Annotated in this window: 11 protein-coding genes; 10 read left to right on the forward strand and 1 reads right to left on the reverse strand. The window is 66.8% G+C overall.

All coding sequences use genetic code 11. From position 1 onward, the window contains the following. Positions 1-416 (forward strand): BRCT domain-containing protein (locus A9X03_RS19705; RefSeq protein ID WP_369831396.1); only part of this gene is annotated, 416 nt, incomplete at its 5' end. A 384-nt stretch (positions 417-800) separates the two neighbouring features. Beyond that, positions 801-2273, forward strand: a complete 1473-nt coding sequence (locus tag A9X03_RS19710) for a chloride channel protein (protein WP_231972849.1) — start codon at positions 801-803, stop codon at positions 2271-2273. 45 nt (positions 2274-2318) lie between these two features. Here the strand turns inward: A9X03_RS19710 and leuA are convergent, their stop codons facing one another. Further along, on the reverse strand, positions 2319-4163 hold the full coding sequence (gene leuA / locus A9X03_RS19715) for a 2-isopropylmalate synthase (protein ID WP_197696108.1): 1845 nt from the start codon (positions 4161-4163) through the stop codon (positions 2319-2321). Positions 4164-4405: 242 nt separating this feature from the next. On the opposite strand from leuA, the gene A9X03_RS19720 reads away from it, so the two are divergent. The 8 genes from A9X03_RS19720 to A9X03_RS19755 all read left to right on the forward strand — a co-directional run. Then, positions 4406-5671 carry an aspartate kinase gene (locus A9X03_RS19720; protein WP_068262548.1) on the forward strand — a complete coding sequence of 422 codons (1266 nt, stop codon included), beginning with the start codon at positions 4406-4408 and terminating at the stop codon, positions 5669-5671. A gap of 2 nt (positions 5672-5673) precedes the next feature. Beyond that, the gene (locus tag A9X03_RS19725) at positions 5674-6720 is read left to right on the forward strand and encodes an aspartate-semialdehyde dehydrogenase (RefSeq protein WP_068262551.1); all 1047 of its coding nucleotides are present in this window, start codon (positions 5674-5676) and stop codon (positions 6718-6720) included. Positions 6721-6727: 7 nt separating this feature from the next. Further along, positions 6728-7876 carry a DUF4185 domain-containing protein gene (locus tag A9X03_RS19730; RefSeq protein ID WP_068262554.1) on the forward strand — a complete coding sequence of 383 codons (1149 nt, stop codon included), beginning with the start codon at positions 6728-6730 and terminating at the stop codon, positions 7874-7876. Between the two features lie 178 nt (positions 7877-8054). After that, on the forward strand, positions 8055-10286 hold the full coding sequence (locus tag A9X03_RS19735) for an acyltransferase family protein (RefSeq protein WP_082974540.1): 2232 nt from the start codon (positions 8055-8057) through the stop codon (positions 10284-10286). Positions 10287-10420: 134 nt separating this feature from the next. Next, a complete protein-coding gene (locus A9X03_RS19740; RefSeq protein WP_067784484.1) occupies positions 10421-10807 on the forward strand; it encodes a hypothetical protein in 387 nt (128 codons plus the stop codon). A gap of 155 nt (positions 10808-10962) precedes the next feature. Further along, a complete protein-coding gene (locus tag A9X03_RS19745; RefSeq protein ID WP_067784481.1) occupies positions 10963-11388 on the forward strand; it encodes a hypothetical protein in 426 nt (141 codons plus the stop codon). A gap of 107 nt (positions 11389-11495) precedes the next feature. Next, positions 11496-12944 carry a catalase gene (locus A9X03_RS19750; protein ID WP_068262556.1) on the forward strand — a complete coding sequence of 483 codons (1449 nt, stop codon included), beginning with the start codon at positions 11496-11498 and terminating at the stop codon, positions 12942-12944. Between the two features lie 39 nt (positions 12945-12983). Continuing rightward, positions 12984-13506: sensor domain-containing protein (locus A9X03_RS19755; protein ID WP_156746607.1), on the forward strand; the 523-nt coding region annotated here is incomplete at its 3' end.

Consider the following 13506-nt stretch of genomic DNA (forward strand, 5'->3'; position numbering starts at 1 on the left):
GGCGACGGTGGCCCAACGGCCGCGTCACCCACGACGAGCTGCGCCCGTTGAAGGTGCTGGCCTCGCGGATGCCCTGCCCGTATCTCAATCCCGGGCTGTACGTGTCCGGGCGGCCGCTGGTGCAGGGCATGCGGGTGGCCCTGGCGGCCGAGGTCGGCCGCACCCACGAGGAACTGGTCGAACGCATCCTGCACGCCGGGCTGGCCTATACCGACGCCGTCGACGGCGAGACTTCGCTGGTGGTCTGCAATGACCCCGCCCCGGATCAGGGCAAGGGCTACCTGGCCAAGCAGCTCGGGGTGCCGGTGGTCTCCGACGCGCAGTTCATGGACTCCATCCGCGCGGTCGTGGGCGGCACCAGCATGGAGGAGTTCACCGACACCACCACGGTCGACGAGCAGCTCGCATTGTTCTGACGCTCGACCTGCTGCGCTGACGGGACGCTTAACAGGCGGACGCCAGCGAATTCAGCCCTAACTCCCAGCAATGCCTTGGCCGTTGAGCGCGCCGACGGCGCGCGGAGTTGTTACGATTCAGCGGATCACCGCAGGACGCGAATCGTGTCCTGCGAGTTGCGTTCTGGGGAATCGGTCGAGAGTTGATGCATCGATCGGATCGGTGAGGAATTCTTTGTAGTGAGTGGACGGTTAGCCGACTTCAACGTCGATCGGCGGTTAATTCCAATCACGGGCATCGCGATAGTCATCGGCGCCCTGTCAGCACTGGTGGCCTGGTGTCTGTTGAAGCTCATCGGTTTGGTCACTAATCTTGTTTTTTATCAACGTATTTCGGATGCTCTGGTGTCGCCGGCGGCAAACCACCATCCGTGGTGGCTGATTCTGGGTGCGCCGATAGCCGGCGGTTTGGTCATCGGCCTGATGGCGCGGTACGGATCCGATCAGGTACGTGGTCACGGCATGCCTGAGACCATCGAAGTGATTCTCACCGGCAGCAGCCGCGTCGAGCCCAAAGTTGCTGTGCTCAAGCCGATCTCAGCGGCCGTCAGCATCGGTACCGGCGGCCCGTTCGGCGCGGAGGGGCCGATCGTGATGACGGGCGGGGCCATGGGTTCCGTTGTCGCTCAATTCCTGCATCTGACCGCAGACGAGCGAAAGATCCTGCTGGCCTCCGGCGCCGCCGGGGGCATCGCGGCCACCTTCAACGCACCACTGGCATCCATCCTGCTGGCCGTCGAATTGCTGCTCTTCGAATGGCGGCCGCGGAGCATGGTCCCCGTCGCGAGTGCGGTAGCGATGGCCACCGTGGTGCGCTTGTTCATCCTGGGCACCGCGCCGGTATTCCCGGTCGAGGCGCATGTAGCTGAAATCCATTGGTCCATCGACGCTTTGGCGGTATGCGTCGGACTGGCCGGCGCTGCACTCGCTATCTCGGTGACGCACCTGGTCTACTGGGCCGAGAACGCCTTCCCGCGCCTGCCCATTCACTGGATGTGGTGGCCGGCGATCGGCGGCCTGATCATCGGCGCGGGCGGACTGATTGAACCGCGCGCTCTCGGCGTCGGTTACAACGTGATCGACGCACTTCTCACCGGGCGCGCCGGGCTGTCGCTGATCGTGGGCATCCTCGTGGTGAAAACCGCGATCTGGGCGCTGTCGCTGGGTTCGGGAACATCGGGCGGTGTATTCGCCCCCGTGTTCATGATCGGCAGCGCGCTCGGAGCCTTCGTCGGGCACTGGTTTCCGCACGTGTATCCGGGATTCTGGGCGATGCTGGGCCTGGCCGCCGTCGTTTGCGGCATCATGCGGGCTCCCCTGGCGGCCATCATGTTCACCCTCGAACTCACTCGCGCCTGGCCGGCGATGCTGCCGGTGGTCATCGCCACGATCACTGCCTACGCGATATCCGCGTTGCTACTCGCCCGCTCGGTGCTCACCGAGAAGATTGCACGCAGCGGAATGCATCTGACGCGTGATTACACGACCGACCCGCTGGAGGCGTTCCTGGTCGCCGAAGTGATGCGCTCCGGGCCGCCACCCGCCCCGGCGGGTGGCACGGTGGGCAGCAAGGCCACGCTGCGGCATGCCGCGAATGTCTTCGCGGAATCGGATGGCCGCCCGCTGCGGGTGGTATCGCCGGACGGTTCCGATCAGGGCCACTTGTTGATGAAGGACTTGCTGACCGCCCGGCTGCACGATCTCACCGAGGACACGGAACGGACGAGGCATCTCGTGCCGTATTTTCCCAAGCCGCCGCGGAGCATCGTTCGCCGGTGGGCCCGCGACGGTGATCGACGCGACGAGCGTGCGAGTTGAACCGGGACGAGCCCAACTTCGTCGCCGCGGCCTCGACGCCGAGCGTTACTTCCGGGACGCGCGGTTGACCGCCGACACGACGGCGCGCAACGACGCGGTGGTGATCGACGGCGCGATGCCGACGCCCCAGACGGAGCGGCCGTTCACCGACGCCTCCACGTATGCCGCCGCCTGCGCGTCGTCGCCGGCGCTCATCGCGTGCTCGGAGTAATCGAGGACCGCGACGTCGAAGCCGACACCGCCGAGCGCGTGGACGAAGGCCGCGAGCGGGCCGTTGCCCACGCCGCTGATCTCGGTCTCCATGCCGTTGACCTTGACGGTCGCGGCGACCGTGGTGGTGCCGCTGTCTTCCTCCGACGCCTCGACGCGCTGTTTCATCCGCTCCAGCGGCCACACCGGGGCGAGGTACTCCTCGGAGAACACGTCCCACATCTCCTTCGGGGAGACCTCCCCGCCCTCGCCCTCGGTGATCTTCTGGATCGCCTGGGAGAACTCGATCTGCAGCCGCCGCGGCAGGGCCAGGCCGTGGTCGGACTTCATGATGTAGGCCACACCGCCCTTGCCGGACTGCGAGTTGACCCGGATCACCGCTTCGTAGGTGCGCCCGACGTCTTTGGGGTCGATCGGCAGATACGGGACCTGCCAGAGCATGTCCTCGACGTCGGTGTCCGCGGCGTCGGCGTCGACCTTCATCTGGTCCAGGCCCTTGTTGATCGCGTCCTGATGGCTGCCGGAGAACGCGGTGTAGACCAGGTCCCCGCCGTAGGGGTGACGCTCGTGGACGGGAAGCTGGTTGCAGTATTCGACCGTGCGGCGGATCTCGTCGATGTTGGAGAAGTCGATCTGGGGGTCGACGCCGCGAGAGAACAGGTTGAGCCCCAGCGTCACCAGGCACACGTTGCCGGTGCGTTCGCCGTTGCCGAATAGGCAGCCCTCGATCCGGTCGGCGCCCGCCGCGAAGCCCAATTCCGCTGCGGCGACAGCCGTCCCGCGGTCATTGTGCGGGTGCAGGCTCAGGATGACGGATTCCCGATTGGCCAGGTTGCGGCTCATCCACTCGATCGAGTCGGCGTAGACGTTGGGAGTGGCCATCTCGACCGTGGCGGGCAGGTTGAAGATGATGGGGTTCTCCTGTGTCGGCGCGATGATCTCGCCGACGGCGTCACACACCTGCCTGGCGTATTCGAGCTCGGTTCCGGTGTAGGACTCCGGTGAATATTCGAAACGCCATTGCGTGCCAGGGTATTTGGCGGCCTCCTCGACGCACTTGCGGGCGCCGTCGGTCGCGATCGCCTGCACCGCGGCCCGGTCGGCGCGAAAAACCACGCGGCGCTGCAGGATCGACGTCGAATTGTAGAAGTGCACGATGACCCGCGACGCGCCCTCGCACGCCAGGAACGTGCGCTCGATGAGCTCGGGACGGCACTGCGTCAGCACCTGGATGGTGACGTCGTCCGGGATGGCGCCGTCGGTGATGATCTCGCGGACGAAGTCGAAATCGGTTTGGCTGGCCGACGGGAAGCCGACCTCGATCTCCTTGTATCCCATGCGAACCAGCAGATCGAACATGCGGCGCTTGCGGGTCGGGCTCATCGGGTCGATCAGCGCCTGGTTGCCGTCGCGTAGGTCCACCGCGCACCACAGCGGGGCGCGGTCGATGACGCGGTCGGGCCAGGTGCGGTCGGCCAGGCGGATGGGCTCGACTTCCTCGGCGAAGGATCGGTACCGGTTGACCGGCATCGCCGAACCACGCTGCGGATTCCAGGCGGGCTGTCCGGGGCCCGGCGGGCCCGCGGGTTTGACGATCGATCGGGCTGACGTATAGGCGTCGGGATTGGAAGTCACGGTAGTTGCTCCGGGGGTGTCAGAAGGAACCTCAGACCGGCGCATCGCGAACACCCGCGACGGGAAGCCGGTCTGGATCAGACCCCGTCGCGGCGTCCGAGGAGGAGCACCCGCTGCACGCCCTGCACTCTACCGCGATTGGCGCCCGGGAGGAAAATCGTCGAAAATCATGCCAAAACCGCAGGCTGCGGTGGTCGGCATCGGGGCGTAAACCGTTATGTGCAGCCACGTATTCTGTTGTGGACTTAGAACATGCCCAAGGGCGGGAAGATTGCGGGAAACATAACGTGGCGCTGGTCGTGCAGAAGTACGGCGGATCATCGGTGGCCGACGCCGATCGGATCCGCCGTGTCGCCGAACGCATCGTCGCGACCAAGAAGCAGGGGAACGACGTCGTCGTCGTGGTCTCCGCCATGGGCGACACCACCGACGACCTGATGGATCTGGCCCAGCAGGTCTGCCCGGCCCCGCCGCCGCGGGAACTCGACATGCTGCTGACCGCCGGCGAACGCATCTCCAACGCGCTGGTGGCCATGGCGATCGAATCGCTGGGCGCGGAGGCGCGCTCGTTCACCGGCTCGCAGGCCGGGGTCATCACCACCGGCACCCACGGCAACGCGAAGATCATCGAGGTCACCCCCGGGCGGCTGCAGGCCGCGCTCGACGAGGGCCGCATCGTGCTGGTCGCCGGCTTCCAGGGCGTCAGCCAGGACACCCGGGACGTCACCACACTGGGGCGCGGCGGTTCGGACACCACGGCGGTGGCCCTGGCCGCGGCCCTGCACGCCGACGTCTGCGAGATCTACACCGACGTCGACGGCATCTTCACCGCGGACCCGCGGATCGTGCACAACGCGCGCCGGCTGGACAAGGTGACCTTCGAGGAGATGCTCGAGATGGCGGCCTGCGGCGCGAAGGTGCTGATGCTGCGCTGCGTGGAGTACGCCCGCCGCTACAACATTCCGGTGCACGTCCGCTCGTCCTACTCGGACAAGCCCGGCACCGTCGTCGTCGGATCGATCAAGGACATAGCCATGGAAGACCCAATCCTGACCGGAGTCGCGCACGACCGCAGCGAGGCCAAGGTGACCGTCGTCGGCATCCCCGACATCCCCGGCTACGCGGCTCGGGTCTTCCGGGCGGTCGCCGACGCCGACGTGAACATCGACATGGTGCTGCAGAACGTCTCCAAGGTGGAGGACGGCAAGACCGACATCACCTTCACCTGCTCGCGCGACAGCGGGCCCACGGCGGTGGCCAAGCTGAACGCGCTCAAGGACGAGATCGGCTTCACCCAGCTGCTCTACGACGACCACATCGGCAAGGTATCGCTGATCGGCGCGGGCATGCGCAGCCACCCCGGCGTCACCGCGACCTTCTGTGAGGCCCTGGCCGCCGTCGGCGTCAACATCGAACTGATCTCCACCTCGGAGATCCGCATCTCGGTCCTGTGCCGCGACACCGAACTAGACAAGGCCGTCGTTGCGTTGCATGAGGCGTTCGGGCTTGGCGGGGACGAGAAGGCGACGGTGTATGCGGGGACGGGCAGGTAGATATGGGCGCGAATAGCGTGTCAATAGGCGTTGTGGGCGCCACCGGCCAGGTGGGCCAGGTGATGCGCAGGTTGCTCGACGAGCGGGACTTCCCCGCGACGTCGGTGCGGTTCTTCGCCTCGGCCCGCTCGCAGGGCCGCAAGCTGGAATTCCGCGGCCAGGAGATCGAGGTCGAGGACGCCGCGACCGCGGACCCGAGCGGTCTGGACATCGCGCTGTTCTCCGCCGGCAAGACGATGTCGCTGGTGCAGGCGCCGCGCTTCGCCGCGGCCGGGGTGACCGTGATCGACAACTCGTCGGCCTGGCGCAAGGACCCCGACGTGCCGCTGGTGGTGTCGGAGGTCAACTTCGACAGGGACGCCCACCGCCGGCCCAAGGGCATCATCGCCAACCCGAACTGCACCACGATGGCCGCGATGCCGGTGCTCAAGGTGCTGCACGACGAAGCCGAGCTGGTGCGCCTGGTGGTGTCGAGCTACCAGGCGGTGTCCGGCAGCGGGCTGGCCGGGGTGGAGGAGCTGGCCACGCAGGCGCGCGCGGTGATCGACGACGCCGAGCAGCTGGTGCACGACGGCTCCGCGACCGAGTTCCCGGCGCCCAAGACCTACGTCGCGCCGATCGCGTTCAACGTCGTGCCGCTGGCCGGCTCGCTGGTGGACGACGGCTCCGGCGAGACCGACGAGGACCAGAAGCTGCGGCACGAGAGCCGCAAGATCCTCGGCATCCCCGAGCTGGCGGTGAGCGGAACCTGCGTGCGTGTGCCGGTCTTCACCGGGCACTCGCTGTCGATCAACGCCGAATTCGCCCGACCGCTGTCGCCCGAGCGGGCCCGGCAGCTGCTCGACGGCGCGCCCGGGGTGAAGGTGGTCGACGTGCCGACGCCGTTGGCGGCCGCGGGCGTCGACGAGTCGTTGGTCGGCCGCATCCGGCACGACCCCGGCGTGCCCGACGGGCGCGGCCTGGCCCTGTTCGTGTCGGGGGACAACCTGCGCAAGGGGGCGGCGCTGAACACCATCCAGATCGCCGAGTTGCTGGCCGCCCAGTTGTGAGAAGCGGGTGAGCACCGCCCATACCCGACTGATCGCGCGGTGCTCGCTTGCATTGGCTTTGATTGCCCCGCAAGGAGTTTGGCTCGCCCACGCCGATCCGCCGGCGCCCGCGCCCGAGCCCATCGTGCAGCCGCTGGCGCCCGGCCAGGTGGTGCGGATCGGCCCGACCGCCGGCACCGGCACGCCCACCGGGGACTACGGCATCGGCGCGACCGACCTCTGTGAGTTCGTGGAGTTCCCCGCCGAACTGTTGCAGGTCTGCGGCGACAGCTTCGCTGGCCAGGGCGTCGGGTTCGGTGGTTGGTACGCGCCGGTGGCGCTGCATGTGGACAGCGCCTCGGTCGACGATCCGGCCGGCGTGCGCTACACCGGCGTCACCGGCGTCAGCAAACCGCTGCTGGCCGATCCGACCCCGCCGGGTGCCTCGCAGCTGCCGGCCGGGGTGGTGCAGATCAACCGGCGCAACTACGTGATGGTGACGACGACGAAAAACCTGGAACCGCAAAGCTCCCGGCTCGTGACGGCCGAGCCCGCGCGGGCCGGGTGGCAGACCATCCCCGGGTCGCGCCGGCCCGCGTCCTACCAGGGCGGCTCGCAGACGCAGATCAGCGGCTACTACGACCCCATTCCCACTGCGGACTCGCCGACCGGCTGGGTGTACATCGTGGCCGACAGCTTCACCCGCCGGAACCCCGTCGTGCTCTACCGGGCCACCCCGCAATCGTTCACCGACCGGTCCCGGTGGCAGGGGTGGGCGGCCGGGCCGGGCGGCGGCTGGGGCAAGCCGCCCACGCCGCTGTGGCCGGAAGCGGTGGGCGAGTTGTGCGTCCGGCAAATCGACGGAAAGGCGGTGCTGTCCTATTTCAACGCCGTCACGGGCAACATGGAGGTCCGCGTCGCCGACGACCCGACCGCCCTGGGCGACGCGCCGGTCACCACGGTGGTGCAGCACGACGAGTGGCCCGATCCGGCGGAGAGCCTGCCGCCCCCGTATGACAACCGGCTCGCGCAACCGTACGGCGGTTACATCTCGCCCGGTTCCACACTCGACGAGCTGCGAATCTTCGTGAGCCAGTGGGACACTCGCGCGCGTGTGGCCGCGCCCTACCGGGTGATTCAGTTCGCGGTCAACCCACTCAAGCCTGACGCCAGCTGAGTGCCGATTTGCGGTGTCCGTCCGCCGGAGGTCGCAATGAGGGGCAGGCTTCGTTCGGCACTGTGCGCTATGACCGTCGCCCCACGGTCGTCAGAGCTCCACCCAAGTCGGAGTGGCGATATCAGGGCGGCCGTCTTCGCCTTGGGGCACAATACGCAAACGACTAAGAAGGGTGACAATGACCTCAAGAGACGACACCCGCGATCCATTCCCGCCGCCGGCCGCTGCCGCGCAAACCCCAGTCGAACCGGCGAAGAATGCTGCCGACGCCACAGGGGATCGGCGCGCAAAAAAGGGATTTCGCGACGACATCGAGGGCTTGCGTGCCGTCGCGGTCTTGGCCGTCGTCCTTTTCCATTGCAACCTGCCCGGGTTGGGTGGCGGGTTCGTCGGTGTGGACGTGTTTTTCGTCATCTCAGGCTTCTTGATCACGGGGCTGCTTTGGCGCGAAGTGGACCGTGCAGGGACCGTCCGGCTGGGCCGTTTCTACGGTGCGCGGGCCCGCAGACTCCTGCCGGCGTCAGCCACGGTGGGCGTCGTTACCGCGATTGGCTCGGCTCTACTGCTGCCTCCGTTTGAGGCGAAGTCGGTTATCGGGGACGGCATCGCCAGCGCGCTCTACGTGAGCAACTACCGATTCGCTCAGCAAGGCGTCGATTACTTCCAAATTGGCAACAGGCCAGCATCGCCATTCCAGCACTACTGGTCTTTAGGCGTGGAGGAGCAGTTCTACCTCGTATGGCCGGCCCTGATAATCGGTACGGCGTGGTTAATTCGACGCATAGGTCGGCGCCCCCGGCTGGCAGCTCACATGTCGTCAGTAATTCCCTATGTGTTCGCGCTTGCGTTTGTGGGTGCCGTGTCTTTTGCGTTCTCGCTGGCGGCGACTACCGCTACCCCTTCCGTAGCTTTCTTCTCGCTACACACCCGAGCGTGGGAATTGGCTGCAGGCGGCCTGGTGGCTCTGACGACAGCCGCGTGGCGCCGACTAGCGGCAATCCCGGCCGCAATCGCGGGATGGATCGGTCTGGCCCTGATCATGTTGGCGTGCAGCAAGCTGAACGGCAGCACGCCCTATCCGGGTACCGCCGCGCTCCTGCCGGTCTTTGGGACGGTGCTCGTGATCGGTGCGGGCTGTGCCGCGCCCTCACTGGGATGTGGCCGCCTCCTGGCATTGTCGCCGATGCGGGCGGTCGGCCGGGTGTCGTACTCGTGGTACCTGTGGCACTGGCCCGTGCTGTTGCTCGCAACGCCTCTGTTGGGTCACCCGCTGGGCCCCGTGGATGGCCTGGCAGCGCTCCTCGTCTCCTTCGCTCTGGCTGTGCTGACGTTGCGCCTCATCGAGAACCCTTTGCGCTACGCCGATTGGGTGCGCCTGTCGGCCGCCCGGAGCCTTGCAGTCGGCGGTGCGGCTACTGTGCTTGCGGTTTGCGTGGGCTTGGTGCTGCAGTTCTTGGTGCCTACTCCGGTCGGCCGGGGCCCGGCGGCCCCGACGCTGACGGTCACCGCGGGCTCTCCGCCCACGGGTTCAAACGTCGATTTGTTCGACGCGGCGGTTGAACACACATTCGCCCAAGTGCGAGCTGCGGTTGCAGCATCCGTCGATCTGAAATCCGTGCCGTCGAACCTAGATCCGCCGCTTGCTGACGCGGTGTATGGCAAACCGGCGACCACCGACTTGAAGGGTTGTGTGCTCAACCTTTTGGAAGTTGCTCAACCCGAATGCGCGACCGGGGACACCTCCTCAGCGACCACTGTCGCCTTGGTCGGTGACTCCAACGCGGGAATGTGGGCTCCGGCATTCCAAGAAGTCGCGAGCCAGAGACACTGGCGGCTTGAGGTCCTGAGCAAAGCCTCCTGCCCGATGCTCGACCTGCCTATCAACATTTTTCACCGGAAGTACACCGAGTGCGAGCACTGGCGCGGTGACATCATGGCGCGTCTAAGGAATGAGCATCCGCGGCTGATCGCCTTGGGGATGCTACGCGTGGGTCCCGAATTCGCGACAGGTTTTCCGGCTTACGCCCAGGCGTGGATCGACAGCCTGACCCGCCTTGTGCAGGAGTTGCGAGGCATCGGAGCCAACGTGTTGGTGCTCGGCCCAATTCCGGATTTGCATTCTATGGTGCCCGATTGCCTGTCTGTCCACCTCGATGACGCGATGGCTTGCTCGTTGCGCCGGGCGAAGGCGGTTAACGAAGCCGGCATCGCGTCTGAGAGCGCAGCAACCCATGCTGTCGGGGGCCGATACGCCGACCTCATTGATCTGTTCTGCGCCGTCGACCGCTGCCCGCCCATCGTGGGCAATACGCTCGTGTACCACAATGAATTTCATGTGGCGCCTCAGTACGCTCGGGTATTAGCACCTGTAATCGGTGCGCTGGCCGACCGTGCATTACTCCCGGGATGACATGGCGGTGGCCTGCGGTTCAGTTCGCCACCAACCCACCCAAACCCGACCCCGGCTAAGGCCCGACCCACTCATAGCTGCTACATAAGTGACGCATAGCCGCAACTATTGTTAACGGCTTCATCATTTGTCTCATGAGTGAAACATCTGAAACCCCCACCACGCGGTCGTCGACCGCAACTGCCCCGGCGGCCGCCGCGGCAGCGACAGCCCCCTACCGGGCGGCACGCGTCTTCCACCTCGCCGCCTGGGTCGCCATCGTCGCCGGGATCGTGTTCATCGTCGCGGTCATCTTCTTCACCGGCTTCATCCTCGGCCACCGCGGCGGCCACCACGGCCATCACCACCACAAGCACCACGCGGCGTTCATGCACCCCCACCGCATGGGCGGCCCGGGCGGTCCGGGTGCCCAGCAGGGTGGACCGGCCGGCATCCAGCAGGGCGGACCCGGGGCGGCGACGCCCGGCGCCCCCGGCCCGAGCCAGATCCCGACGTCGGTCGCCCCGTCCCGCACGCCGTAGCCCAACCTCACTGAACAACCAGCAGCCCGGTGCTCGCGAGAGCGCCGGGCTGCGCGTCGTCTCGCCACCGGCGACCGGCCGCCGCGTGTCGATTCACAGCAAGTTTTCCGCGGCGGACCTGTTAAGCGCGTGAGGGCCTGGGCATATTGGAAGGCATGACCGAGACACCCGGACCGACGCCACCGCCGACTCCCGCCGCCACCACCGCACCCGCGCCTCCACCCGCGGAGCGCGTGAAGCCGCCGGCGCTCTACACGGCCGCGGCGTGGGTGGTCATCGTGGCCGGCGTCGTCTTCATCATCTCGACTGTCTTCTTCGTCGGCGCGTTCGTGTACGGCTACTACCACCACTGCCACCATCACCACGGCCCGATGTTCAGACCGGGCGGCGGCCCCGGACCGGGCAACGGGCCGTGGGGCCCCGGTCCGAGCGGCCAGTGGGGCTACGGCGGGCCGGGGTTGATCGTGCCCATGCCGCCCGCCGGCCCGGGTGGACCCGGCGGACCCGGCCTAAGCGGCCCCGGCCAGCCGCCGGCGAGTGCTGTCAGCCCGACCCCCGCCCTGCCGGCACCACGCCCGTAACTACCGGTGCGATCTTGATGCGGTCCAGAGAAAGCGCATAGTTATTGGCGCGCAGGGGTATTCGTCGCCAATATCCAAGGGCAGCCCAGCAAAGAGGAGATAGCGACATGACGGAGCGTTTCACCACCAATGACGCCGGCATCGCTGCGCCCAGCGACGACCAGTCGTTGACGATCGGTCCCGACGGCCCGATCCTGCTGCAGGACCATTACCTGATCGAGCAGATGGCCCAATTCAACCGGGAACGCATCCCGGAGCGGCAGCCGCACGCGAAGGGCGGCGGAGCCTTCGGCACCTTCGAGGTCACCAACGACGTCAGTAAATACACGAGGGCCGCGGTCTTCCAGCCGGGCACCAAGACCGAGATGCTGGCCCGGTTCTCCACCGTCGCCGGTGAGCGCGGCAGCCCGGACACCTGGCGGGACCCGCGCGGCTTCGCGCTGAAGTTCTACACCAGCGAAGGCAATTTCGACCTGGTCGGCAACAACACCCCGGTCTTCTTCATGCGCGACCCGTTGAAGTTCCAGCACTTCATCCGGTCGCAAAAACGCATGCAGGCAACGAATTTGCGCGACCACAACATGCAGTGGGACTTCTGGACGCTCTCACCGGAGTCCGCGCACCAGGTGACCTGGCTGATGGGCGACCGCGGCATCCCCAAGTCGTGGCGGCAGATGAACGGCTACAGCAGCCACACGTACAGCTGGATCAACGCCGGCGGTGAAATCTTCTGGGTCAAATACCATTTCATCACCGACCAGGGCATCGACTTCCTGCCCCAGGAGGACGCGGACCGGCTGGCAGGCGAGGACGGCGACTACCACCAGCGCGACCTTTACGAGGCAATCGAGGGCGGGAACCATCCCAGCTGGACCCTGAAGATGCAGATCATGCCGTACGAGGAAGCCAGGAATTATCGGTTCAACCCGTTCGACCTGACCAAGGTCTGGCCGCACGGCGACTACCCGTTGATCGACGTCGGCAAGATGACGCTGAACCGCAACGTCACCGATTACCACACCGAGATCGAGCAGGCGGCCTTCGAACCGAACAACACCGTGCCGGGCACCGGGCTGAGCCCGGACAAGATGCTGCAGGCCCGCGGGTTCTCCTACTCCGACGCGCATCGCGCCCGCCTGGGGACCAACTACCGGCAGATTCCCGTGAACACGCCGAAGGTCGAGGTGAACAGCTACTCGAAGGACGGCGCGATGCGGATCAAGAACGTGTCCGACCCCGTGTACGCGCCCAACTCGTACGGTGGCCCGCACGCCGACCCGGCGCGCGCCGCCGAGGTGCGCTGGCATGCGGACGGCGACATGGTCCGCGCCGCGTACACGCTGCACCCCGAGGACGACGACTGGGGGCAGGCTGGCACCATGGTCCGCGACGTCCTCGACGATGCGGCCCGAGATCGTTTGGCGCACAACATCATCGGTCACGTCTCCAAGGGCGTCAAGGAGCCGGTGCTGTCACGGGTGTTCGAGTACTGGCGCAACGTCGACCCCGACCTCGGCAAAAAGGTCGAAGAGGGAGTGCGCGGCAACGGGGGCTGACCAACACCCCGGCGTCCTGGCATGATCGCTGGAATGACCATGCGGGTTCGCGGCGCCGCGATCGCCATCGGCCTGGCCATCGAGTGCGCGGTCGCGCTTCCCGTTGCGACCGCCCACCCGTCGGAACCGGGAGTGGTGAACTACGCCGTCCTGGGTAAGGGCTCGGTCGGCAACATCGTCGGCGGACCCATGGCCTGGGAGTCGGTCTTCACCCGACCGGTCCAGGGGGATTGGGTCGACATCCCCGTGTGCAACAACTGGGCCGACATCGGGCTGCCCGAGGTGTACGACGACCCCGACCTCGCGTCGTTCAACGGTGCCGTCACGCAGACGGCGGCGAACGACCAGACCCACTTCGTCAAACAGGCCGTCGGGGTGTTCGCCACCAACGATGCCGCCGACCGCGCTTTCCATCGCCTGGTGGACCGGACGGTGGGCTGCTCGGGCCAGACCACCGCGATGCATCTGGACAACGGGGCCACGCAGGTCTGGTCGTTCGACGGCGGGCCGCCGGGCGCGGCCGACGCGAGCTGGACCAAACAAGAAGCCGGTACCGATCGGC

The organism is Mycobacterium sp. E1715, from assembly GCF_001667625.1.
Classification (GTDB): domain Bacteria; phylum Actinomycetota; class Actinomycetes; order Mycobacteriales; family Mycobacteriaceae; genus Mycobacterium.